At 62.1% G+C, this 24,051-nt stretch carries 25 protein-coding genes; 13 read left to right on the forward strand and 12 right to left on the reverse strand.

What is annotated here, in order from left to right:
* Positions 1–72 precede the first annotated feature (72 nt).
* A complete protein-coding gene (locus IE166_RS08355) occupies positions 73–963 on the forward strand; it encodes a LysR family transcriptional regulator (RefSeq protein ID WP_189502973.1) in 891 nt (296 codons plus the stop codon).
* A gap of 37 nt (positions 964–1,000) precedes the next feature.
* Here IE166_RS08355 and IE166_RS08360 read toward each other — a convergent pair whose 3' ends face one another.
* The 7 genes from IE166_RS08360 to IE166_RS08390 all read right to left on the reverse strand — a co-directional run bounded on the left by IE166_RS08360 (position 1,001) and on the right by IE166_RS08390 (position 9,349).
* Positions 1,001–3,334: a xanthine dehydrogenase family protein molybdopterin-binding subunit gene (locus IE166_RS08360; protein ID WP_189502974.1), complete on the reverse strand. Its 2,334-nt coding sequence runs from the start codon at positions 3,332–3,334 to the stop codon at positions 1,001–1,003.
* Complete coding sequence (locus IE166_RS08365) at positions 3,331–4,317, reverse strand: FAD binding domain-containing protein (RefSeq protein ID WP_189502975.1); 987 nt, start codon at positions 4,315–4,317, stop codon at positions 3,331–3,333. Before IE166_RS08365 ends, IE166_RS08360 begins: the two co-directional genes overlap by 4 nt.
* Entirely contained in the window at positions 4,314–4,820 is a 507-nt protein-coding gene (locus IE166_RS08370) for a 2Fe-2S iron-sulfur cluster-binding protein (protein ID WP_189502976.1), read from the reverse strand. The genes IE166_RS08365 and IE166_RS08370 overlap by 4 nt, the downstream gene beginning before the upstream one ends.
* A gap of 80 nt (positions 4,821–4,900) precedes the next feature.
* Positions 4,901–5,332, reverse strand: coding sequence for a MarR family winged helix-turn-helix transcriptional regulator (locus IE166_RS08375; RefSeq protein ID WP_189502977.1), 432 nt, complete (start codon positions 5,330–5,332; stop codon positions 4,901–4,903).
* 93 nt (positions 5,333–5,425) lie between these two features.
* Positions 5,426–6,751 (reverse strand): MFS transporter, encoded by a 1,326-nt coding sequence (locus IE166_RS08380; RefSeq protein ID WP_189502978.1) that lies wholly within the window; start codon positions 6,749–6,751, stop codon positions 5,426–5,428.
* Positions 6,752–6,947: 196 nt separating this feature from the next.
* Positions 6,948–7,835, reverse strand: a complete 888-nt coding sequence (locus tag IE166_RS08385) for an MBL fold metallo-hydrolase (protein ID WP_189502979.1) — start codon at positions 7,833–7,835, stop codon at positions 6,948–6,950.
* On the reverse strand, positions 7,832–9,349 hold the full coding sequence (locus IE166_RS08390; protein WP_189502980.1) for an aminotransferase class V-fold PLP-dependent enzyme: 1,518 nt from the start codon (positions 9,347–9,349) through the stop codon (positions 7,832–7,834). Before IE166_RS08390 ends, IE166_RS08385 begins: the two co-directional genes overlap by 4 nt.
* 111 nt (positions 9,350–9,460) lie before the next feature.
* Here IE166_RS08390 and IE166_RS08395 point away from each other — a divergent pair, with 111 nt between their 5' ends.
* On the forward strand, positions 9,461–9,922 hold the full coding sequence (locus IE166_RS08395) for an Lrp/AsnC family transcriptional regulator (RefSeq protein ID WP_189502981.1): 462 nt from the start codon (positions 9,461–9,463) through the stop codon (positions 9,920–9,922).
* A 146-nt stretch (positions 9,923–10,068) separates the two neighbouring features.
* Positions 10,069–10,965 (forward strand): helix-turn-helix domain-containing protein, encoded by an 897-nt coding sequence (locus IE166_RS08400; RefSeq protein WP_189502982.1) that lies wholly within the window; start codon positions 10,069–10,071, stop codon positions 10,963–10,965.
* Positions 10,966–11,011: 46 nt separating this feature from the next.
* On the opposite strand, the gene IE166_RS08405 is transcribed toward IE166_RS08400, so the two are convergent.
* Positions 11,012–13,144: a TonB-dependent siderophore receptor gene (locus tag IE166_RS08405; protein WP_189502983.1), complete on the reverse strand. Its 2,133-nt coding sequence runs from the start codon at positions 13,142–13,144 to the stop codon at positions 11,012–11,014.
* 316 nt (positions 13,145–13,460) lie between these two features.
* Here IE166_RS08405 and IE166_RS08410 point away from each other — a divergent pair, with 316 nt between their 5' ends.
* From IE166_RS08410 to IE166_RS08450, 9 genes are all read left to right on the forward strand, one after another.
* Positions 13,461–14,450: an iron-siderophore ABC transporter substrate-binding protein gene (locus tag IE166_RS08410; protein WP_385965143.1), complete on the forward strand. Its 990-nt coding sequence runs from the start codon at positions 13,461–13,463 to the stop codon at positions 14,448–14,450.
* A 23-nt stretch (positions 14,451–14,473) separates the two neighbouring features.
* On the forward strand, positions 14,474–15,517 hold the full coding sequence (locus IE166_RS08415) for a FecCD family ABC transporter permease (protein WP_189502985.1): 1,044 nt from the start codon (positions 14,474–14,476) through the stop codon (positions 15,515–15,517).
* Positions 15,514–16,554, forward strand: a complete 1,041-nt coding sequence (locus tag IE166_RS08420; protein WP_244641364.1) for a FecCD family ABC transporter permease — start codon at positions 15,514–15,516, stop codon at positions 16,552–16,554. Before IE166_RS08415 ends, IE166_RS08420 begins: the two co-directional genes overlap by 4 nt.
* Positions 16,551–17,363, forward strand: coding sequence for an ABC transporter ATP-binding protein (locus tag IE166_RS08425; RefSeq protein WP_189502986.1), 813 nt, complete (start codon positions 16,551–16,553; stop codon positions 17,361–17,363). Before IE166_RS08420 ends, IE166_RS08425 begins: the two co-directional genes overlap by 4 nt.
* Before the next feature lie 103 nt (positions 17,364–17,466).
* On the forward strand, positions 17,467–18,528 hold the full coding sequence (locus IE166_RS08430; protein WP_189503309.1) for a DUF2218 domain-containing protein: 1,062 nt from the start codon (positions 17,467–17,469) through the stop codon (positions 18,526–18,528).
* A 139-nt stretch (positions 18,529–18,667) separates the two neighbouring features.
* On the forward strand, positions 18,668–19,486 hold the full coding sequence (locus tag IE166_RS08435) for a transporter substrate-binding domain-containing protein (protein ID WP_189502987.1): 819 nt from the start codon (positions 18,668–18,670) through the stop codon (positions 19,484–19,486).
* Positions 19,487–19,540: 54 nt separating this feature from the next.
* Complete coding sequence (locus IE166_RS08440) at positions 19,541–20,188, forward strand: amino acid ABC transporter permease (protein WP_189502988.1); 648 nt, start codon at positions 19,541–19,543, stop codon at positions 20,186–20,188.
* Positions 20,188–20,850 carry an amino acid ABC transporter permease gene (locus IE166_RS08445; protein WP_189502989.1) on the forward strand — a complete coding sequence of 221 codons (663 nt, stop codon included), beginning with the start codon at positions 20,188–20,190 and terminating at the stop codon, positions 20,848–20,850. The genes IE166_RS08440 and IE166_RS08445 overlap by 1 nt, the downstream gene beginning before the upstream one ends.
* A gap of 1 nt (position 20,851) precedes the next feature.
* Positions 20,852–21,628, forward strand: a complete 777-nt coding sequence (locus tag IE166_RS08450) for an amino acid ABC transporter ATP-binding protein (protein ID WP_189502990.1) — start codon at positions 20,852–20,854, stop codon at positions 21,626–21,628.
* A gap of 60 nt (positions 21,629–21,688) precedes the next feature.
* Here IE166_RS08450 and IE166_RS08455 read toward each other — a convergent pair whose 3' ends face one another.
* Positions 21,689–22,795 carry a transglutaminase-like domain-containing protein gene (locus tag IE166_RS08455; protein ID WP_189502991.1) on the reverse strand — a complete coding sequence of 369 codons (1,107 nt, stop codon included), beginning with the start codon at positions 22,793–22,795 and terminating at the stop codon, positions 21,689–21,691.
* Between the two features lie 160 nt (positions 22,796–22,955).
* Here IE166_RS08455 and IE166_RS08460 point away from each other — a divergent pair, with 160 nt between their 5' ends.
* Positions 22,956–23,240 (forward strand): hypothetical protein, encoded by a 285-nt coding sequence (locus IE166_RS08460; RefSeq protein ID WP_189502992.1) that lies wholly within the window; start codon positions 22,956–22,958, stop codon positions 23,238–23,240.
* A gap of 138 nt (positions 23,241–23,378) precedes the next feature.
* Here the strand turns inward: IE166_RS08460 and IE166_RS08465 are convergent, their stop codons facing one another.
* The 3 genes from IE166_RS08465 to IE166_RS08475 are packed head-to-tail and all read right to left on the reverse strand — an operon-like array spanning position 23,379 to position 23,985.
* On the reverse strand, positions 23,379–23,567 hold the full coding sequence (locus IE166_RS08465) for a hypothetical protein (RefSeq protein ID WP_189502993.1): 189 nt from the start codon (positions 23,565–23,567) through the stop codon (positions 23,379–23,381).
* Positions 23,568–23,627: 60 nt separating this feature from the next.
* Positions 23,628–23,786 (reverse strand): hypothetical protein, encoded by a 159-nt coding sequence (locus IE166_RS08470; RefSeq protein WP_189502994.1) that lies wholly within the window; start codon positions 23,784–23,786, stop codon positions 23,628–23,630.
* Between the two features lie 28 nt (positions 23,787–23,814).
* The gene (locus IE166_RS08475) at positions 23,815–23,985 is read right to left on the reverse strand and encodes a DUF3606 domain-containing protein (protein ID WP_189502995.1); all 171 of its coding nucleotides are present in this window, start codon (positions 23,983–23,985) and stop codon (positions 23,815–23,817) included.
* Positions 23,986–24,051 lie beyond the last annotated feature (66 nt).

Raw genomic sequence — 24,051 nt, forward strand, 5'->3', positions numbered from 1 at the left:
CCAAACTTAGCGATCCACATTCCAAGCAATAGACGCTATATCTGAACGCGCTGTCTCACTGGTGGAACACTGATGGATCTGCTCGCCCTCGCCGATTTCATTCTCGTGGCTCGCCACGGCGGCTACGGCCGCGCTGCCCGCGCTACCGGGCGCCCCAAAGCCACGCTGTCTCGACGCGTCGCCGAGTTGGAAGCCGCACTTGACCTGCGCCTATTCGAGCGCGGCGGGCGTGATTTGAAGCTGACGGAAGAAGGACGCGCGCTGTTCGAGCGAGCCGGCCGGTTGCTGACGGAACTAGAAGAAACAACAGCGGCGATTGCCTCTGGCGGTGAAAAACCACGAGGCCGGCTGCGGATCAGTGCCCCTTTACTGTTTTCTCAAACCGCAATGGGCAAGATCGCCGCCGGTTTTGCTCTCAGATATCCGGAAGTTCGCCTGGAAATCTCGACCGAAGACCGGTCTGTCGACATGATCGAGGAAGGCTTCGACCTCGTCATTCGGGTTAATCCGGACCCAGACGACAGCCTGGTTGGACGTGCCTTCCTGCGCGATCGGCTGGTAGTCGTGGCCAGCCCGGAGCTTGTCCGTCCAGCCGAAGGCATGGTTGCCCCCGCAGTAGTGCGCTCGACATCTGATCGGCTGGCCTGGGATGTGACGACGCCTGCCGGCCGTTCATCCATCACGGTGGAGCCGGTGCTGGCGCTATCCTCGCTTATCATGGTCCGCGATGCGGTGCGGGCGGGCGTCGGAGCAGGCCGGCTTCCGGTGTCGCTGGTAAGCCACGATCTCGCAGACGGCACGCTCGTTCATTGGGGCGATGTTGAAGGCCCTGAGATCGTGCTGTGGACGCTTTACCCCTCACGGCGCCTGTTGAGCGCGCGCGTCTCGGCCTTCCTGGATTACCTGAAGCAGGCCTTTCTCAAAGGCACGCCGGATGAGCTTGCGGCTTTCATCGGCAAGTAAGTGTCGGAAGGCGCGTCGCCGCGCCTTCCGAAAGCCCTCACATCAGCTTGTCGAGCGTAATCGGCAGATCGCGGATGCGCTTGCCGGTGGCGTTGTAGATCGCGTTCGCCACGGCAGCACCCACGCCGGTGATGCCGATCTCGCCGATGCCGCGAGCCCCCATGGGCGCATGCGGATCGGCAATATCGGTCCACATCACCTCGATCTCGGGCACGTCCAGATGCACCGGCACATGGTATTCGGCGAGGCTCGGATTCATGACGCGGCCCGATCGCTCGTCGAACTGCGTTTCTTCCATCAGCGCCATGCCGAGCCCCATGATGATGCCGCCGCGGAATTGGCTCGCTGCCGTCTTCGCGTTGAGGATGCGGCCGCAATCAAACGAGCCGAGGAAGCGGCTGACGCGGACTTCGCCCGTCACGCTATTCACCCGCACTTCGCAGAACATCGCGCCCCAGGAATGCATCGACCAATGCATGGTTTCCAGAGGCGGCGGCGCGCTAGCGACGACCGACACCTCATCCCGCTGTGCGCGCGATAGGATGGATGCGTAGGTCTCGTGCCGGCCCGGCTCGTCGAGCTTGGCGAGACCGCCCTCCATGCCGCCGACTTCGTCAGCTCTCAAACCGGCCAACGGCGAGTCGTTGCCGGCAAGCTTCAGCAGTTCCGCCACAAGCGCATGCTGTGCTGCCACAACCGACGCGCCGATGGAGGCCGTTTGCTGCGACCCGCCGGCCAGCACCTGGCCAGGCAGAAACGAGTCGCCGTAAGCGAAGCTCACTTGATCGAGCTCCAGCCCGAAGCGCTCGGCCGTGACCTGCGTTTGCGCCGTTGCCGTGCCCATGCCCATTTCATGCGCGGCGATTTCCACCTGCATGCGCCCGTCGCGTGTCAGCGTCAGCTTGGCCGCACCCCCGGGCATGCGATGATAAGGATAGGTCGATGTCGCGACACCCATGCCTACCTGCCATTCGCCGTCGCGCACGGAGCCCGGCACCGGGTTACGCTTCGACCAGCCGAACCGCTCGGCACCGGTGCGATAGGCTTCCACGATGTTGCGCGACGAGAACGGCTTGTTGTCGGTCGGATCCTTCTCCGGCTCGTTTACCGCGCGGAGTTCCACCGGGTCCATGCCTAGTGCCACCGCCATCTCGTCCACCGCACTTTCCAGGGCAAAGGTGCCGACGGATTCGCCCGGCGCCCGCATGAAAGTGTTGGCCAGCATGTCCAGATAGGTGACTTCCACGTCGAGCTTGAAGTTGCGCGCCGCATAAGCCGATTTGGTTGCCAGGATGAACGGCTCGGGCATGGCGTTGTGGTGCGTCATCGGCGCCGTTCCGGTGTGGATAATCGCCTCGAAATGCCCTTCCTTCGTGGCGCCGATCGCAAGGCGCTGCTCGGTCAGCGTACGCCCGCCGATCATTCGGTAAACGCCTTCGCGCGATAGGGCGATGCGTACGGGCCGTCCGGCAAGCTTTGCTGCGGCCGCACCAAGCACCTGATGCTGCCACAGCGTCTTGGAGCCGAAGCCGCCGCCGACATAAGGCGACGTCACATGCACCTGGGCTTCTTCGATACCGAAGATGTTGCCCAGCGACCATGCAGTATGCGTCACCGCCTGCGAAGCGTCGTGCACAACGAGATCGTCGCCCTGCCAAACGATCGTGGCCGCATGCGGCTCGATTGGATTATGGCTGTGACGCGGCGTCGTATAGGTGACGTCCACCTTGACCGGCGCGGCGGCGAGAGCGGCTTCCGCATCGCCGATCTCCTGCTTCATCGGCGATCCCATGAACAGACCGGGATGCGTCCCTTGCGCCTTTGCTTCGGCAAAGCTGGTGGTGGCGGGCTCTGCTTCATAGGTTAGGCGGATCAGCGTTTTGGCGTGATCCGCCTGTTCCTGCGTTTCGGCCAGCACCAGCGCCACCGGCTGACCGTTCCAGTGAATGCGATCATCCTGCATCACTGGCAGGTTGTCGCCGCCCGCAGCCTTGGCTTCCGACATGAACACCGGCATCGCCTTCATGCGCGGCGCGTTGCGATAGGTCATCACCAGCACGACGCCGGGTGCTGCTTCCGCCTCGCTCGTGTCCAGGCTGGCAATTCGCCCCTTGGGCAGCGTGCTGAAGGCCACGGCAGCGTAGGTCAGCCCGTCCATCGGGAACTCGGCGGCAAACGGCGCCTTGCCCTGTACCTTCAGCGGTCCGTCAATGCGCGAAACCGGTTTGCCGATCAGCCCGTGCTTCTGGTGGATCAGCGGATCAGGCTTGCCGCCCGGAAGCCAGCTTTCGGGCGCCAGCTCGACTGCCTTCTGCACCACGGTTTGCGCCACCCCCTGGGCAGCCTGCTTGGCCTGTTCGATGATGCTCATGCCGATACTCCCGACAAATCGCCGAGAACGGCGATGATCGTCCGCTTGGCCAGTTCAATCTTAAAACCATTGTCGCGCAACGGCGTGGCATTGGCGAGTTCAGCCTCGGCCGCCGCCTGGAAAAGCTGCTGCGACGCAGGCTGCCCGCGCAGAACTTCCTCCGCCTTCCAGGCCCGCCACGGCTTGTGCGCCACGCCGCCAAGCGCCAGCCTGACATCGCGGATCATTCCGCCATCCACCTCGAGCGCCGCCGCGACCGAAACAAGCGCAAAGGCATAGCTCGCGCGATCGCGCACCTTGCGATAGGTCGAGTGAGCGGCCATCGGCTGAGCCGGAAGCTCAACAGCCGTAATCAGCTCGCCGGGTTCCAGCAGGGTTTCGATGTCCGGCCGGCCTTCGGGCAGGCGGTGCAGTTCGTTGAACGGCAGCGTGCGTTTGCCACCCGCTCCTTCCAGGTGAACCACGGCATCCAGCGCCGCCAGCGCCACGCACATATCCGAAGGATGCGTTGCCACACAGGCTGGCGAAGCCCCTAGGATCGCATGGATACGGTTGAAACCATCCACCGCGTCGCAGCCCTGCCCCGGTTCCCGCTTGTTGCAGCGCGCTCCGGTGTCATCGTAAAAATATGTGCAGCGGGTGCGCTGAAGAAGATTGCCGCCCACCGTCGCCATGTTGCGGATCTGCCCGCTTGCACCGGCAACGATCGCGCGCGACAGCACAGGAAAGCGCGTGCGCACCAGCCGGTGTTCGGCCAGCGCCGTGTTCTTCACGCCAGCGCCGATCAGCAGGCCGCCGTCGGCTGTCTCATTGATATCGCGCGACAATCCACTGACATCCACCAGCGCCTGGGGATGCTCGATCCCTTCGCGCATGAGGTCGACGAGATTGGTGCCGCCGCCGATATATTTGGTGCCGACCGCGCTGCCATGAACAACGGCATCCGCCGTGTTTGCGGCGCGTGCATAGGTGAAGGGGATCATTCGCCTGCCTCCACGAAGGTTTCGGTAATTGCGGCGACAATGCCGTTGTAAGCACCGCAGCGGCACAGATTGCCGCTCATGCGCTCGCGCAATTCGTCATGCGTCAGTGTGATCGTTTCAGCCGAGAGGTCTTCCGTCACATGGCTCGGAACGCCGCGCTTGGCTTCGCCCGCCATGCCGATGGCCGAGCAGATCTGGCCGGGGGTGCAGTAACCGCACTGGAAGCCGTCATGCTCTACGAACGCTTCCTGCAGCGGATGCAGCGCGCCGTTTTCGCTCAAGCCCTCGACCGTTGTGATCTCGCGGCCCTCGTATTGCACGGCCAGCGCCAAGCAGGAGACAACGCGCTCGCCATCGACAAGCACGGTACAGGCACCGCAAGCGCCCTGATTGCAGCCCTTCTTGGTTCCAGTGAGATGAAGCTCTTCCCGAAGCAGGTCGAGCAAGGAGACGCGCGGGTCGCTAGGCGCCTGCACATCGGTGCCGTTGATCCTGATTGCCATGGCTATCCTTCCGAGGGCTAGGCAAGAACGCGGCATCCCGCGCCCAATCGATCAAACAGTTATAACGATATTCGTATTATTCAACCTTCGTCATATACGATTTTCGTTATCATGCCGACAAACGCGTCCCGTTCGGCCGTCGAAAGCGGCTGGAGCATACGAAGATGGAGCTCCCGATAGGCCGCAAGGAACCCCTCCACACGTCGCCTGCCTTCGTCTGAAAGATCGAGCGCAACCGCGCGGCGATCTTCTTCCGGACGGGTCCGCTTCAACAGCCCGCGTTTCGCCAGGCGGTCGGTTGCGGAAGAAATCGTCGTATGCGGAACGGCCAGGAAACGCGCGATGTCACTCGGCCCGCATTCCGGATGCTCCGCCACATAAAAAAGCGCCTGCTTGTCGAGCTCGTTCAGCGGCTTTTCCGGACCGAGTGCGTCCGCCAGCTTGTAGCGGCGGGTGAAAGTATTGAACGCAGCGCCCAAAGTGGCAAGCTGTTTGTCGGTCGGCTGGGTCATACCCACTCATACCGCGCCATTGCGGGCAATAGCCAGATGGCTCCGCGCCGATGAGCCATATGCTCACCGGCACTTTTTATCACACTCGATCGATCAGTCTTCCTTGATCGCGCTGTTCTTGGCCGTGTCGGCCATGAACACGTAAACCACCAGGGAACACGCAATCATCGCCGTGACGTACCAGTAGAAGCCCTGTTCCCAGCCGGAGCTCTTGAACTGCAGCGCCACATATTCCGCGGTTCCGCCAAACAGAGTGTTGGCCAGCGCATAAGGCAGCGCCACGCCGAGCGCGCGGATATGGGCCGGGAAGAGCTCCGCCTTAACCACCGCGTTGATCGAAGTATAACCCGTCACGATCACCAGCGCCGCCATGGCCAGCAGACCGGCGTTGAACGGGTCCTTTTCCACTTCAAGCGCCGAGAAGATCGGATAGGTGAACAGCACGCCCGCAACGCCGAAAAAGATCATCAGCGGCTTGCGTCCGATCCGGTCCGACAATGCACCGGCCAGCGGCTGGAGGCACATGAACACGAACAGTGTGATCGCGCTGATTTCGGAAGCCTGCGTCTTGCTGAAGCCCGACGTGTTGGCGAGGAACTTTTGCATGTAGATGGAATAGGCATAGAACGCCAAGGTGCCGCCGGCCGTCAGCAGCATCACCAGCATGGTTTCCTTGGGGTGCTTGGTCACCAGTTCAAGGAAGCTGGACTTCGGCGCGTTGGAAGCCTGTGCATTCTTGAAGCTGTCGGTTTCATCCAGACCGCGACGCAGCCAGAACACCACCACGGCAAGGCAGGCGCCGATAAAGAACGGAATGCGCCAGCCCCAGGCGTTCAGAGCTTCTTCGGTCATCGTATTCTGGAGCACGATCAGAACCAGCAGCGCGAGAAGCTGGCCGGAAATCAGCGTCACATAAGCGAAGGACGAGTAGAAGCCGCGCGAATTGCGGCCGGCCATTTCCGACAGATAGGTCGCGGACGCGCCATATTCGCCACCCACCGAGAGGCCCTGCATCAGACGTGCGACCACGAGCAGGATCGGCGCCAGGATACCGATCGTCTGATAATCCGGCGTCACCGCGATGATGAGCGAACCGGCGCACATCAGCGTCACCGACAAAGCCAGACCGGCCTTGCGGCCCTTGCGATCTGAATAGATGCCCATGATCCAGGCGCCGATCGGACGCATCAGGAAGCCGACGGCAAACACTGCAGCCGACGACAGCAACTGCGCGGTCTGGTCGCCTGCCGGGAAGAAGTGCTGCGCGAAATACAGCGCGAAGGCTGCATAAACATACCAGTCGAACCACTCGACCAGGTTGCCGGTCGAGCCGCCGACGATTGCCTTCAAACGACTGCGGCGATCAAGCCCGCCAACAGGAGCCGGTGCAACGCCTGCTGCGTCATTGCGATAAACCATTATTTTTAAATCCTTGTTCTTGGGCGACGCGCCAGTCGGCAACACCGCCAGTCCGTACTGGCCATCAAAATGGGCCTTGAAACAAAACCATGCCTGCTAAGCAGGCTCCTATTGCACAAAAGAGAGACCTTTGCTCAAGCCATTAGCCCTATGGCGAGCGTATATCGAGTTTACGTCAGAGCATTTGAACTGCGGTTCAAGCCTTGCCCCATGGCACATCCCCGAAGGCGCCTAGCGGGATCTTGAGGTAGCGCGAGCCGTTGGCTTCCGGCTCAGGCAATCGCCCTGCCCTTATGTTCACCTGTAGCGCATGAAGAATGAGCTTGGGCATCGGCAAGGTCCGATCCCGTTCCTCGCGCAGCGCCACGTAGGCTTCTTGCGTCGCAGCTTTCTGCAGATGGATATTGGAGCTGCGCTGTTCGGCCACTGTGCTTTGCCAACGCGGCTCGCGCCCGTCAGGCTGGTAGTCATGGCCGGTGAACAGCCGGGTTTCCTCGGGCAAGGACAGAATGTCCTGGATCGACTGCCACAACCGCGCCGCATCGCCGCCGGGGAAATCCGCGCGCGCCGAACCGCTGTCGGGCATGAACAGCGTGTCATGGATAAAGGCCGCGTCGCCCACAACATAAGCGATGGAGGCCAGCGTGTGTCCAGGCGAAAACAGCACCCGGACATCCATGTCACCGATCCGGAATTGCTCGTCGTCTTTCCACAACCGGTCCCATTGTGACCCGTCCGTGGCAAGATCAGGCCAGTTGTAAATTGCCTTCCAGAGCTTCTGCACTTCGGTAATCTGAGCGCCGATCGCGGTCGGCGCGCCAGTCCGGCTCTTCAAGTAGTCCGCCGCCGAAAAATGATCGGCATGCGGATGCGTGTCGAGGATCCATTCGAGTTCAAGCTTTTCTTCGTCGATAAAAGCCAGGATCGCATCCGCGCTATCCGTTCGAACGGAGCCGGACTTCTCATCATAGTCCAGCACCGGATCGATGATCGCGCAGCGCTTCGTTGCCGGGCAAGCCACGACATATTGAACCGAGCAGGTTCGCGGTTCGAAAAAGGCGCGAACATCTGGCGAAAACGTCATGCAGCGGCATTCCTGTTGGTGCGAACCTGTTCAACGAGGTTCGGGAACTTGAGTGCGGGCACGCCATCCAGGCTGGCACCGGATTTCGGCTTGAACCGGGCCGTCGCCGCATCCACTTCATATTGGCCGGCCAAGTCATCTGCATGAAGCGCCAGCCGCACAACCGCATCGATGATCGTATCGGCATCCGCATTGGAGTGCAGATAAGACAGGCTGAGCCTGACCCAGCCGGGTTTCTCCGTTTCGTAGCCATCCGCAAGCCGCTTGAACAGGGTGCCGGACGCGCTTTGGTCGATCTCTAACAAGCGATGCGCGTAAGACCCAGCACAAGCACAACCGCCGCGCGCCTGCACGCCGAACACGTCGCTCAGCATGCGCGTGAAAAGCTGGTGATGAACGAGATCGCCTGATCTGCCGACAATGCGGAAGGAGAAGATTGGCAAGGCTTCGGCCCCGTCGCGCTGCCCGAGCAAGCGAATCTGCGAAACATCCTTCCAGGCACGCAGCGCCTTTTCCCGAAGCTCAGCCTCGCGCCGCAACAATGCCTCTTCGCCAACCGCATCCTTCACAAGCAGCGTGAGGGCCGCCCGGATGTCGCCCACCACATTCGGCGTTCCGGCCTCCTCGCGCGCTTCGACGCGGCGGCTATAGGTGTGCGACCATGGCGACGCGAAGGACACTGTTCCCCCGCCCGGTGCTGTCGGCGTTTGGCGCTGAACCACCGTGTCGCGGATCACCATCACCCCGCTGGCGCCCGGTCCACCCGGGAACTTGTGCGGCGAAAACACGATCGCGTCCTTGGCCGCATCGCCCTCGCCCATATCCATCGGCAGGTAAGGCGCCCCACAGGCATAATCCCAGATCGCAATCGCCCCATGCGCCTTTAACAAACGCGTCACCGGATCGGGATCGGTCAGGATGCCGGTGACGTTGGACGCAGCCGAAAAGCTGCCGACAACGAGCTCCGACCCTTCCGTATCCCGCAAAGCCGCTTCCAGCGCAGCAAGGCAAGGTCCACCCTCAGCCCGCTCCGGAATTTCCACCATCGTCGCGCCGGATTCGCGCCACGGCAGAATGTTGGAATGATGCTCGTAAGGGCCGATCAGAACCGTAACGTGCTCCCCGGCAAGCACACGCTCGCGCACACGCAGCAGGCCGACGATCCGGTTGATGCCACTCGTCGCACCCGAACCGGTGAAAACCACATGGCAATCCGGCCCGGCGCCGCACAGCTCGCCGATGATGCGACGCGCATCCTCGCGCATCCGGGTCATCGTCCCGCCGCAGAACGACGCTTCCGTATGGCTGTTGGCGTAAAACGGCAGCACGTCAGTCTGGATGAAGTCCTCGACCTGCCGCAGCGCGCGGCCGGACGCGACATAATCGGCATAAAGGAGATTCCGCTCACCAAAGGGCGTCTCGAACGCCATGCCGTCGCCGATCAGCCCGGCCCGCAGGCCAGCGATGGCCTCCCCGTCCCGAAGCGCATTCCTGAACGCGATCAGCTTGCTCATGGTGTTCTTCCCTTCTCCCCTGCTTTGATGAGGAGGAGTAACGAAGATCCTGCGCGTTTTTCTCTCAAATTGGGCTTCTTTAGCGGCAAAAATTGTGATTTTGATCGATGAATGAAGCATAATCTCGATCAGATCGACGCTCATATCCTGCGTGAGCTACAGCGCGACGCGAGTCAGTCGCAGCGCGACCTCGCCGACCGCATCGGCCTCTCGCAAAACGCGACGTGGCGGCGCGTCAAGCTGCTGGAAGAACGCGGCATCATCAAAGGCCACAGCGCCCGCATAGCCCGCGAGGAAGTGGGCCTCGGCCTCGTCGTCTTCGCGATGATCCGCACCCGCAATCATTCCGCCGATTGGCTAAAGCGCTTCCGCGCCCATGTCGGCGCAATCCCGGATGTCATCGACTTCTACCGCATTGGCGGCGACTACGATTATCTCCTGAAGATCGTCACCCGCGATATGAACAGCTATGATCAGGTTTACCAGCGCCTGATCGACAAGCTCGAGCTTGAAACCGTCACCTCCTACTTCGCCATGGAAGCCATCGCTGAAAACCGGCCGCTTGATATCTGACGGGCAAGACGCGCCCTGTCCGGTCGCACTCCGAACCAGCATGAAGCGTACCTTGCCGTGCTCTAATGTCGCATGTTAGACGGGCAAGCTCGTTGATCGCGCAACAGCGCTGATCCTGGTCTGACACACCACAAAGGCTGCCGATCTTGAGCTACCGGCATTCCATGACCTGGCACACCGAAGGCATCCGGGCCATCGCTCCCGCCAAGTGGCGGTGCCTGGACGGTATGCTCGGCGTGTTCTGGGAAGCGGAAGGACAGGTGGGCGCCAAGGGCTATTACCTGTCGCCCGATCCGCGCATCATGATCTTCTTCAACGACGTCGCGCAGCAGATCCGCATGTCGAGCCGCGACGGCCGTTTCGGCGCGGATAGCAGGCGCATGACACGCGCGATCTACGTGCCAGCGGGCGTGCCGCTCTGGACGGAGTTTACGGCTTCCCTGCGTTTCTCCCATCTCGATCTTCATTTTCACAAGGATCGGCTGCTCAAGTTTCTCGCGCCCACGATCGGGCGCTCCGCAGCTCTGGCCGCGTCAAGCCAGCCGGTGGAGATCCAGGACGTCAAGGCGCTAGAAGCGCTCGCCGCCTTGCTTGTCGACGACCTCACGAACCCCGTCAAACATCCGATCTACGCCGAAAACCTGGTCGGCAGCATCGTCGCGGGCCTTCTTCATATCCCGGGCAACAAGGCCGGCGAACACAGCGAAGGCAGGCTGACCCAGGCACAGATGAACAAGCTCGTCGCGCGGGTCGAAGCCTGCCACGACCAGCGCCTGAGCGTGGCCGAGATGGCCGCGACGGTCGGCCTGTCCGAAAGCTGGTTCGCGTCCGTCTTCAAGCAGACAACGGGCAAGACGCCCCTGCAATGGCAGCTCGGCCGGCGCGTCGAACTTGCCCAGACCCTGCTGATGGAAGGCGACCTCACGCTTGCCGGCATCGCAGCCCAGCTCGGCTTCTGCGATCAGGCCCATCTGACGAAGGCCTTCCGGCAAGTCGCCGGCGAAACGCCCGCCGCATGGCGTCGCATGCAGCAGGGCGCTTAATCCAAGAAGCGCTCCGTCGGCACGAAGGCCGGCGAAGCTTCATGTCTTACCAGGTCTTGCGCAGCGTTGCCGAGAAGGACCGGCCCGGATTGTAGAAGTCCGCACCAAAGCCGCCATAAGCGACATGCTTCTCGTCGAAGATGTTGTTGACGTTCACCTGAAGCGAGGTGTTCTCGACGATCTCATAGTTCAGCGCGGCATCGACGATGACATGATCGTCCGCCGAGCTGGTGTTCGCCGCAGTCAGGAAATAGGAGCCGACATAACGGATGCCGCCGCCGACCGTCAGGTCGCCGCGTTTGCCTTCGCCTTGCAGCGTATAATCCAGCCACAGCGATGCGATGTTTTCCGGAATGAACTGCGGCCGGTTGCCCTCGTTGCCGCCAGTCCCGTTCTCGGTGATCTCGGCATCGAGATAGGAATAAGCGGCCGTTAGGCTGAAATTCTGCGGCAGCTCGGCCTTGGCTTCGAGGTCAACACCACGCACCCGGACCTCGCCGATCGAGGACGGCAGGAAGGTCACCGGGTCGGTCACGGTCAGGTTGGTCTTGCGCAGATCGTAAACGGAGGCCGTGAACAGGGCTGGGAACGCAGTTGGCTGATATTTGACGCCAGCTTCATACTGCTCGCCGCGCTCCACATCGTTCAAGAGCGACGAGGCTGGAACCACCGACTCTGCATAGCTGACATAGGTCGCGACTTCCGGCGTGATCTTGTAGGTCAGACCAAAACGTTTGGTGAACTCGCTAAAATCACCTGAGGTGGTACGACCATTCAGGTTGTTTGTCTGTTCGAGGTCGATCCAGTCATTGCGCAAGCCAATGCTGGCGATGAAATTATCCGCGAAGGTTAGTTCTTCCTGGAAGTAGAGACCTGTGGTCTGCTGATCGCTCTTTTGTGCCTGAATTAGAGGAACCGAGGCTGGCCTGCCGGTGTAGATCGGGTTCGTCCAGTCGATGCTCGGCGCACCGCCGAAAAAGGTCTTGGAGTCCGACACCTGGTCATTGTGCATCAAGCCGACCAGCGTCTTGCTCTCAACGTTCTCGAAGCTGGCATCATATTGCAGCCGCGCATCGCCGATCCACTGACGGCTGGCAACATCGCTGCCGAAGAAGGAGCGCCGCGCCAGCGTCGAGCCGTCAGTCGGGGTCGACGCGATATAGGCATAGCCGAAATCCGTATCGGCATCGCTGTAGCGCGAATTGGCCGCGAAGGTCAGGCCGTTTCCGAAATCGTGGTCGAAGAAGGCGCTGACAGTGTTGCGGTCCGTGCCACGGAAATTATAGCCAGGCTCGCCGAAGAAGGTGCTGGTGCGGTCGAAGTCATAGCCGTTGGGAAGACCACCGCTGCCCGGAACGCCGTTTCGGTGCAGATGGTCGAACACGACCGTGAAGTTGGTCGCCGCATCCGGACGCCACGTCAGGCCGCCCTGGATGAACTTGTTGTCGTCGCGCGAGTACGGATATTCGAGATCCGCATCCTTGAGCTTGCCGGTCAGGCGGTAGGAAACCGTGTCGTCTTCGGTGATATTGTCGCCGAAATCAAAGCCGACTTCCTTGCGCTCGAACGAACCGCCGGTGACATAGACTTCACCGAACCGGTCGCGCTTCGGGGTCTTGGTGACATAGTTCACCGCGCCACCCGGGTCCGATACGCCGAAGGTCGTGGAGCTTCCGCCCTTCAGCACTTCGACGCGCTCATAGGCGTAAGGCTCTTCGCGGATGCCGCCGAAAGGTCGGCCGAGAGTCAGGCCGTCTCGATAGGTATAGGCATCGAAGCCGCGGATCTGGAAGAAATCGAAGCGGTCGTCGGAGCCGTAGAAGTCGGTCACCACGCCTGCCGTATATTGCAGCACCTCCTCAACCGAATCGGCATCGCGCTTCTCGACTTCCTTTGACGTTATAACCGACACGGAAGCCGGCGTGTCCAGTATCGCCGCCGGTATCTTGCCGCCCACCGAAGTATGCTCGGCAACGATCGAGTTCCCATCGTCATCCCCGCCGACACCGTTTCCGCCGCCACCCGATACCACGACCTGCTGCAGAACAACGGCTTCGCCCGAGGTTGCCGCCTGCTGCGCGTAAGACAGGGTCGGCGCAAAGGCGATCATCGCCGTGCAGCCAAGAAGAACCGCGGCACGATGCCTGACTGGTGTGCGGTCGTTTCCGTTGGTGTTCATCGTTCGCGTTCCAGGACGTTGATGTTGCATGACTGGCAGTCGGTCGGGCTTGCGAGCCGAGGGATGATGGCCAGACGCATTTCAGAAGATCGCACAACCGAGATCCCCATCTCAGGCCGGCGCGAACAGTCTGGTTTATACCCCCGCCGATCCGCTAACTTGAGCATGCCGGTCAGGTATTGTAAATTCCTCTGGGCTTGTAGGAAACCCCGGCAACTTGCCGCAAGTTCGGGGCGGAGTGTTGCATCTGTGTTGACCTCCAAAGCTAAACCTGAAAGGCAAGCTCAACTTTCAGCGACAATGGGGCATTCCGATGCTGCTGCGGTGTATCCGTATCCTTCTTCCCGCCATGTGGCTTGCCGCGATCGGCTTGACCGGCGCTTCGGCGCAGGAAGCCGCCTTCCCGATCACCATCAAGCATGCGATGGGAACCACGATCATCGCCAAGAAGCCGGAGCGGGTGGCCACAGTGTCATGGGCGAACCACGAAGTGCCGCTTGCGCTTGGCGTCGTTCCTGTCGGCATGGCAGCGGCCAATTTTGGCGACGATGATAATGATGGCCTGCTGCCCTGGGTGGCTGAAAAGCTGAAGGCGCTCGGCGCGGAAAAGCCGATGCTGTTCGACGAAGGCGACGGCATCGATTTCGAGGCGGTCGCGGCAACGCAGCCCGATGTGATCCTCGCCTCCTATTCCGGTCTCAGCCAGGCGGACTATGACACGCTGAGCCAGATCGCGCCCGTGGTCGCCTATCAGACGGCACCATGGTCCACCAGCTGGCGCGACATGATCCGCTTGAACAGCACGGCGCTCGGCATGGCTAAGGAGGGCGACGCGCTGATCGCAAAGACCGAAGCCGAGATCGCGGAGGCCGTCGCCAAGCATCCCGAACTCGCCGGCAAGTCGGCGATGTTCGTGACCCATCTTGATCCGACCGACCTCAGCATCGTCAATTTCTACACAACCAACGATACCCGCGTCGCCTTCTTCCAGGACCTCGGCCTCAAGTCGCCGAAGAGCGTAGTCGAGGCCTCCAAGGCCGGCGTCTTCTCCGGCTCCGCCAGCGCCGAACGCGTCGATTCCTTCGATGATGTCGACATCGTCGTCACCTATGGCACGCAGCAGCTGGTGGATGCGGTCAGCGCCAATCCACTTCTATCGAAGATGCCTGCCGTGAGCCGCGGCGCGATCGTCACGCTCGGCCGAAATCCTCTGGGAACCGCCGCCAATCCGACGCCGCTGTCGATTTCCTATGTCTTGAACGACTATCTGGCCCTGCTCTCCGAAGCGGCCAAGAAGGCGAAATGACCGGGCGAAGTGCCAGCTTGGCGATGAACGCAAACGTCACCCGTGCGCGCGCCGTCGTTCCCGCCGCGCATGTCTCGACGCAGCGGCGAAGCCTTTGGCTGGTTGTTCTGCTGGCCGTTCTCGCTTTGCTCGTCGCCGGCTCGATCGCGATCGGCACACGCGATGTTGCGTTGGAAGACATCTGGCTGGCGCTTTCGGGTCAGGTCGATAGCATCGGCCAGGCTGCGGTTTCCGTCCGCATTCCCCGCACATTGCTCGCCGTGCTGGCCGGCGCTTCGCTTGCCGTTGCCGGTACGATCATGCAGGGCGTCACGCGCAATCCCCTCGCCGATCCCGGCATTCTCGGCGTCAATATGGGTGCGTCGCTGGCCGTGGTCGTGGGCGTCGTCTGGTTCAACATCGACTCGGCGCAAGCCTTCATCTGGGTCGCGATTGGTGGCGCGGCCTGCTCGGCGGTCTTCGTTTACACGATCGGCTCGCTCGGCCGAGGCGGCGCAACGCCGCTGAAGCTGGCGCTTGCCGGTGCCGCGACCTCCATCGCTTTATCATCCCTGGTGATCGCCTTCGTGCTCGGCAGAAACGACATCGCCGGCGGGCTGCGATCCTGGCAGATCGGCGGAGTTGGCGGCGCCACCTTCGAGCGCATGGAGCATGTTCTGCCCTTTCTGGCCGTCGGCTTCGCCATCAGCCTCCTGTCGGCCCGCAAACTGAACGCCCTTGCGCTCGGCGACGAAATGGCCGCCGGACTAGGCGAGCGTGTCGCATGGGCCCGCGCTGCGGCAGCCTTCGGCACAGTTCTGCTATGCGGCGCAACCACCGCGATCTGCGGACCGATCGGCTTTGTCGGCCTGGTGGTGCCGCATCTCTGCCGGCTTTTGATCGGCATCGATCATCGCTGGCTCCTGCCTTTCTCGGCCATCACCGGCGCCTGTTTGTTGCTCCTTGCCGATATTGTCGGCCGCATCATCGCGCGCCCCAGCGAGCTGGATGTCGGCATCGTCACGGCCTTTGTCGGCGCGCCCTTCTTTATCTGGATCGTCCGACGCCAGCGGGTGCGCGACCTGTGACCGCCGCCGCTTTCCAAGTTGAAGCGATCGCCTCCAGCCGTCGCAAGCGCCAGACCCGTCGCAGAACGGTGCTGATCGCCGCCACGCTCCTGCTCGTCGCCATGTTCGTTCTGGCATTGATGCTCGGCCAGTCCTTCACCCCGCCAGGCAACGTCATCCGCGTGCTGCTTGGCCAGGATGTGCCCGGCGCTTCCTTCACCGTGGGCAAGCTTCGTTTGCCACGGGCCGTGATGTCGATCCTCGCCGGCCTCTCTTTCGGCCTGGCCGGCGCGGCGTTCCAGATCATGCTGCGCAATCCGCTCGCCAGCCCGGACATCATCGGCATCAGCGTGGGCGCAAGTGCTGCAGCCGTTTTCGCCATTGTCGTGCTGTCCCTCAACGGCCCGCTCGTGTCGCTCTTCGCCGTGTTGTCCGGCCTCGGCGTCGCGCTCCTGATTTACGGCCTGTCCTTCCGAAATGGCGTCGCCGGAACGCGCCTCATCCTGGTCGGCATCGGCGTGTCCGCCATGCTGGAAAGCTTCATCGCCTACACCCTTTCCAAGGCACCGGCCTGGAACCTGCAGGAAGCGATGCGCTGGCTAACAGGCAGCGTCAACGGCGCGCAGCTCAGCCAAGCGCTGCCTCTACTGCTGGCGCTGCTCGTGTTCGGCGGCCTGCTGCTCAGCCGCAGCCGCGATCTGGAAGCGCTTCGCCTGGGCGACGACATGGCGGCAGCGCTCGGCACCGACGTTCCCCGCACGCGCGCTCTTGTGATCTTCGCCGCCGTCGGCACGATCGCGGTGGCAACTGCCGTCACCGGACCGATTTCCTTCGTCGCCTTCCTGTCCGGCCCAATCGCCGCGCGCATGGTCGGCGCGCAAGGATCGCTGTTGATCCCGGCAGCCCTCGTTGGCGCCGCCCTCGTCCTCATCGGCGATTACGTCGGCCAGTTCCTTCTGCCCGGCCGCTATCCCGTCGGCGTCATCACCGGCGCGCTGGGAGCCCCCTACCTGATTTACCTGATCATCAGGGTCAATCGAACCGGCAAGTCTCTATGACCCAGCACACCCTCACCATCAGCGATCTCGCCGCCGGCTATGGCGATGCCCTCGTGCTCGGCGGCCTCGACCTCGAGGTGCCGACCGGCGGCATCACGGCAATCGTCGGCGCCAATGCCTGCGGCAAGTCCACGCTTCTGCGCGTCATGTCGCGTCTTCTGTCCCCAAGAAGCGGTCAGGTACTGCTCGACGGCAAGTCGATCCACCGCATGCCGCCGCGCCAGCTGGCGCGCACGCTCGGGCTTCTGCCGCAATCACCGATCGCGCCAGAAGGCATCACCGTCGCCGATCTTGTCAGTCGCGGCCGCCACCCTCACCAAGGTTTGTTGTCGCGCTGGACCCAGGCCGATGACGAGGCCGTCGCATCCGCACTGGAAGCCACCAAAACCTTCGACCTCGCCGAACGCCCCGTGGATGAACTCTCCGGCGGCCAGCGTCAGCGCGTCTGGATCGCCATGGCACTCGCCCAGCAGACCGATCTACTCTTGCTCGACGAGCCCACGACCTTTCTCGACATCAGCCACCAGGTCGAGGTGCTGGATCTCCTCACCGACCTCAACAAGAGGCGCGGCACGACGATCGTCATGGTGCTGCACGACCTCAACCTCGCCGCCCGCTACGCCGATTATCTCGTGGCGATAGCCGATGGCCGGCTGCACGCCGCCGGCAAACCGGAAGCCATCCTGACCGAAGACACTGTCCGCAAGGTGTTCGGACTGGAAAGCCGCATCATCCTCGACCCGACGTCCGGCCGCCCGCTCATGCTGCCGATTGGTCGTCACCGAATGATGATCGACGGTAATCCTTGACCATCGACCTCAACTTAAATCATTGCTATGGACGCATCCGCGGCGAAACGCGTGGCAGCGCGCTTCCATCCCGATCCAGTGTTCATGAGGAGTACCAGTGACCATGCAAGCTGAGACCTTCAAGCTCTCCGGCACCGCGCGTCCCAAGAACGCGCTGAGCATGCTCGACGAGATCTGCGAGCACTTCGTTGAACATTCCGATGTGGAGCGCTCGGAGAACTTCGCGCGGCTGTCGAGCCCGATCGGCAATGCCGACATCGTTCTGCGCGAAGACCGGCTGTTGATCGAGCTGACCTGCCCCACCAAGGATACGCTGCATCTCACCCGCAACAGCATTGCAGAGCATCTGTTCTACTTCGCCGGCGACGATCCGCTCGAACTGACCTGGACCGATCCGGCTCCTCCCGCCGTCTTGCCGAACCTCACCGAGGTCACGGTTGTTTCAGCCGAAGACGTCACGCCGCATATGCGCCGCGTGAAGTTTCGCTGCGAGGATGTTTCCCGCTTTATCGGAGCCGGCATGCATGTGCGCATGCTGGTGCCGCCGCGCGGCCGCGAGCCGGTCTGGCCCGGTTTGCGCGACGATGGCCGTCTGGCCTATCCCACCGGCGACGACGAATTGCTGGTGCGTGTTTACACGATCCGTGCCGTAGATGCCGAGCGCCGCGAACTCTGGGTCGATTTCCTCCAGCATCCGATCCCCGGCGTCGCAACGCCGGGTGCCGATTTCGCCAGGGACGCGCAGCCTGGCGACAAGGCCGCGTTTCTCGGGCCCGGTGGCGGCAGTCTTCCGGAAGCCGACACCATCCTTATGGTCGGCGACGAGGCCGCTTTACCAGCCATCGCCCGCATTGCAGCCGAGGTTCCGGCCGGCACTCGGATGAAGGCGATCATCGAGGTGGAAGAGGCCGCGGAAGAACAGCCTCTTCCCACGGCAGGTATCTTGGAAACACAGTGGCTTCACCGAAAAACCTATCCGGCGGATGCCAAGAACGTGCTGCGAAACGCCGCCAATGAGGCGATCAAAGCAACTGACGACAGCACCTTCGTCTGGGTCGCCTGTGAGAAAGAGGATGTGCGTACCCTTCGCTCGCTTATGACCAAGCGGCGCCACAACAAGAAGCTGATGTACATCGCCTGGTACTGGGCGCGCGAACGAGCCTAGCGGCTCCGACGGCCATCCTGCCGGATTTATGATCTTTGTTCGAGGTTGCCCACATTCTTTGCATGTTTGCCGCTCCGGGAGACTGGCGGCGCGTACGAAAATGCGGAATAGATGCAGCATCAAGAACAAGGAGACCATCATGAACCTCCCGGGAACACTCAAAGCCGCTCTGTTCGGTGCAGCACTTGCCGGCCTCGCTGGTCCGGCCCTGGCCGACCAGCTTGCCGACATCAAGGCGGCCGGCAAGATCGTCACCGCCACCGACATGCACTACGCCCCCTTCGACATGCTGAACAACGGCACGTATGAAGGCATGACGAAGGACCTGTTCGACGGCGTTTCCAACGAAATCGGCGCCGAGCCGGTTTACCAGGACATTCCGTGGACGGCCGAGCTGCCGGGCCTCGAAGTCAAGAAGTTCGACATCGTCATCGCGCCCGTCACCGTCACGCCCGAGCGGCTAGAGCGCTATTCCTTCAGCCTGCCGATCGCCGACGCCACCGTGGCGCTGGTGCGGGCCGCCAGCAATACCGAGCTGAAGCAGCCGGAAGACATCAAGGGCAAGACAGTCGGCGTTCAGCAGGGCACCGCGCAGTTCCGCCAGCTCCAGGCATTCGGCGAAAAGATCGGCGGCGTCACCGTCAAGGAATACGGCACGACCGACGAAGCCTATGCCGATCTCGCGGCTGGCCGTCTGGACGCGGTCGCCGGTTCGATGCCGAACCTCACCTACCTCGTGAAGAACCGCGGCGAGACCTTCGCTTTGTTCGACAAGCCGACCTTTGGCCAGCCGACCTACTTCGCCTGGGTCATCCGAAAGGATGCCGACAGCGAAAGCTTCACCAAGGCCGTCAATGACGCCCTGCTGAAGATGACCGATGATGGCCGCGTGAAAACCATCCAGGAAAAGTGGCTCGGCACCTACACCGAACTGCCGCGCGAAGTTCCGACCAAGTAAAACCGAGCGGCCGGCGGTTTCATCTGATCCGCCGGCCCCTCGTTTGGACCATCCATGTTTTCGGTTGCAACGTTCCTGAGCAGCTTCGAACCTTTGTTCTGGGCTGCGCGCTTCACGCTGTTGATTTCCGTTCTGGGCATCGCGCTCGGGCTGGTCATCGCCGCCTTGGTATGCGCGGCCGCACTCTCACGCTTCGCTCCTTTCCGCTGGCTTGCAGCGCTGTGGGTCAGCTTCCTGCGCGGCGTGCCGCTGCTCGTGCAGCTTCTGCTTTTCTATTACCTCCTGCCCGTAATCGGCATCGACGTCCCCGCCTTGGTCGCGGCGGTTGTCACCGTCGGCATCTGCGCCAGCGCCTACATCTCCGAGATTTGGCGCGGCGCGATCATGGCCCTGCCTACCGGACAGGTCGCCGCCGCAACCGCGATCGGCATGGCCCCGCGCGATATCTGGACCCGCATCATCCTGCCGCAAGCCTTCAAGCTCTCGCTGCCAGCTCTCGTCAATGAGTTGATCCTGCTGGTGAAGGCCTCGTCGCTAGTGTCGGTGGTCGGCATTCTCGAACTCACCCGCGCCTCCCAGGCGCAGGCCGCGACCACTTTTCGCCCCCTGGAAGTCTACCTCGCCGCAGCCTGCATCTATCTCCTGATCAATCTCTTTCTTGCAGCCCTCGGACGTTATCTCGAGCACAGGCTGGCCGTCTGATGGATTGGACCATTCTGCAGCAATACGGCCCGCTGCTTCTCAGCGGCTTCGGCACCACGATCCTGTGCTGGGCGCTCGGCACGGTCTTCAGCATGGTGCTCGGCCTCCTCATCGCGCTCCTCCAGCGCTACGGCCCGCGCCCGCTCGGTTGGGTGATCCAGGCCTATATCGAGATCATCCGCGGCACGCCGTTTCTGGTGCAGCTTTTCGTGCTGTACTACGGCGGCCCGCTGATCGGCTTGCGCCTTGATGCCCTGCCCGCTGGCCTTCTCGGCCTCACCATCTATGGCAGCCCTTATTTCGCGGAAATCTTCCGCTCCGCCTTCAACGCCGTGCCGCTAGGCCAGATCGAAGCCGCCCGCGCCATCGGCATGTCCGAGCTCTCGATCATCCGGCGCATCCTTCTGCCGCTCGGCCTCGTGTCGGCCCTTCCGGCGCTGGTGAACTTCTCGATCATCCTCACCAAGGAAACCGTGATCCTGTCGATCATCACGGTGCCGGAACTGACCTACCAGACGCAGCGCATGTCCACGGAAACCTTCCGCTACATCGAGGCCAATCTGGCGCTGGCGCTGTTTTTCTGGGCGCTTGTCGAAACCATTTCGCGCGTTGGCCGCAAGCTCGAAAAACGCGTCACACGCCATCTGATTGAAAGGACGTAAGATGCCCGGCGCATCATCCGTCGAGATCCGCAAGGTCAACAAGCATCACGGGCAATTCCACGCTCTGAAGGATGTCGATCTCGACATTCTGCCCGGCAAGGTCACCTGCCTCATCGGCCCGTCCGGCTCCGGCAAGTCCACCCTCCTGCGCTGCATCAACTTCCTCGACGAATATGAATCGGGCGAGATCCGCATCGACGGCCAGCTGATCGGCTACCAAAGCCCCGGCGGCGCCAGAATGCCCGGCCGAACCTTGCGCGAAATCCGCCGCTCCATCGGCATGGTGTTCCAGCAGTTCAACCTGTGGCCGCATATGACCGCGCTCGGCAACGTCACTGAGGGCCTCATCCGCGTGCGCGGCTTACCAAAAACGGAAGCCGAACGCCGTGCAAGGGAAGCGCTGGAAAAGGTCGGCCTGTCCGACAAGATGGCCAGCCACCCCTCGCGCCTGTCTGGCGGACAGCAACAGCGCGTGGCGATCGCCCGCACGCTCGCCATGGAACCGCGCCTGATGCTGTTTGATGAACCCACTTCCGCGCTGGACCCGGAACTCGTCGGCGAAGTCCTCAACGTCATGAAAACGCTCGCAACCGAAGGCATGACCATGGTGGTCGTCACCCACGAAATGGGCTTCGCGGCCCACGTCGCCGATCAGGTCGCCTTCATGGAAAAGGGCGAACTGGTCAGCGTGGATGTCCCGGACAAGATCCTGCACAACCCCCAAGACTCCCGCATCAAGGCCTTCCTGCGCACCTATCACGAGCGCAACAGCTTCTGACCTCCGAGCGATCAGGGACCACCAAAGGTCCTTGATCGCAGTTCAGATCATGGCGAGCCCTCAGGCAGCAGCTGCGGTGATCTTGTAGCTGAACGCCTTGGCGTCGAGCTCGTCGAAGCGGCCGCTCCTCTCGGCAAGACCCTGCGGATACATCAGGAACGGCACGCTGGTCGCGGAGGCGGCACCCGGCAGCACAACGTCATGAGCCATGTTGTAGGCGACCCAGTTGCCTTCCCAGTTGCCGAACAGCGCGGCATCCACCGGAGCCACCAGCGGATCGCGGATCCAGCGGTCGGTTTCCTTGCGCATGACCTTCAGCACATCGGCCGGATCCATCGCCACCCAGCCATAGCCCTCGAGCCAGGTTTCGGCGCGGCAATGCTGCGCGCTCGTCACATCCGGCGAACTGGCGCCGACCTGGCTATAGCCGAACTCGGAAGCCGCCAAGCGCACTCCATAAATGTCACGCGCCGGCACGCCCGAAGCGCGCGCCAAGCCGACGAACAAGCCGTTGAGGTCGGCGCATTTGCCGCCCGGCGTCGCACTGGCCAGAAGCGCCTTCAAATCGCCGGAACCGCAGCCGGGCGTATCCACGTTGCGGAAACACGACGCCACGATCCAGTTGTAGATCGCGCGAACCTTCTCGACATCGGTTGTTGCACCGGCCGTCACGCGCCGCGCCGTTTCAGCGACAATGCCGTCGAGCGGCGCGATGCTGCTCGAGGCAAGCGCCTCCTTGAGCACAGCCGGATCTTCATGCACATCGCTCTTCTTCGACCAGTCGATCGTGCGATTGCGCGTTTCCACCCGCGTCGTGACCTCGACCTTGCGGTCGGTCTGCGCGGCGTCGAACCTGGCATGGAGCATGCTGGCGCCTGTTGCCGGGTCGGTCACGACTTCCGCGCTCGCGGCATTGCCGGTCCACTTTGTACCAAGCGTGCGCTGCCACGGCGTATCGACCGAGGGGATCGGGAGCCAAACGGAGGTCGCGCCGCCGTCCGGCGGGGTAACGGAGGTGCTGAGATCGAAGCCGCGCCAATCGGAAGCCTGCGGAGCATAGTGGCGATAGGCGGACTGCGCGGCAGCCAGAACCAGGCGCGGCATCGCAACCATCGCGGCTGCGGCGACACCAAGCTTCAAGACCGCACGACGGGATGTCAGGGGCATTCATCTCTCCTCAGAGCTGGGTCGGGCAGCAAAGTGCATGGTGCACCTGCGCCGCGACAGGTCATTGCACCCTGTCTAATACGACGGCACCGCCGCCGCCACCTCATTTCGGGTGCCGCACTGTCACGTCAGGAGGATGCAGCTGTGGTGGGATCGGTTGATGACCCTGTGCATTGCTGAACACAACCCGAAGGAGCACATCATGGCGCTGTCCGACAAAGCCCTATCCATTCTGACTTTCGCCGCCTACCACCAGCTGTCCAGCGGCATGATCGTTCGCGATGTCGTTCTGGAAGATGATGCCGGTCACAAGGCCGAACCCGAAGGCGTGAAAGAGTTGAGCGATGCCGGGCTGCTCGAAGCCAACGGCAAGCGCGGCACGCTGACTGACGAAGGCGAGACCATGCTGGAAAAAGTCATTGCCGCAATCAAGGGCGCAGGCTGATCCGCTGATCTAACGCGAAAAACCATCCTGCTGTGTCTGCCAGGCCGTCCACGCCTCTTGCACCCGGCCACCAAGCGCCGGGGTCAAGCCGCACGCCTTGTAGAGCGAACGGCTGCCCCGCACCGCCGGCGCTTTGTATTAAATGTCTTGCGCCAGTCGGTTGAGATAGAACCGGCCCTGCTTTTCAAACAAGCGCCGCTCTTCCTCGTTAAGCGCGATCAGGACGAGATAATCTACGGCGCTGTGGCTGCAAAAGACGTTCAGATAAAGAACGCACTCGTCTTCAAGGAGGAGCCAGAGATACGGCTCTTCGTCCAGAACAATCATCGGCCCTCGATCAGGCAAGCAAAAAGCCCGGCTGGATTTCTCCAGGCCGGGCTGTCTAGTTTATTCCGCGTCGCTTGCAGCCGTTGCGGCATCGCCTGCAGCATCGTCCTTGGGCTTATCCCGCGAATTTGCCTTTGCGGCCAGCTTTTCAGCCTTCTTAGCGGCTTTCTGCAGCTCGCGTTGCCGCTTTTCGAAGTCATAGTTCGGTGTCTTGGCCATACGCGCCCCTCTTTATAACAGTTATACCTTAAACGCCGCGCGCCGCCATATAGGTGTCGAGCTTCTTGCGGGATGGTCCGTAGCGCTTGATGATCGTCTTTGCTTCGCTGACCGGCACGCCGAACTTGGCGGCAAAGGCTGCGGCCTCGTAGGTGTCGGTGCCCTTTTGATCGGTCTTGCCTGCTGAATTGGCTGTCATTGTTGTGCCTCCTGGCATCGAGCGACTCAGATGATCTCGGCTCGGTCGAGCCTATCGGAGCTCGAA

The organism is Tianweitania populi (genome assembly GCF_014652875.1).
Classification (GTDB): domain Bacteria; phylum Pseudomonadota; class Alphaproteobacteria; order Rhizobiales; family Rhizobiaceae; genus Tianweitania; species Tianweitania populi.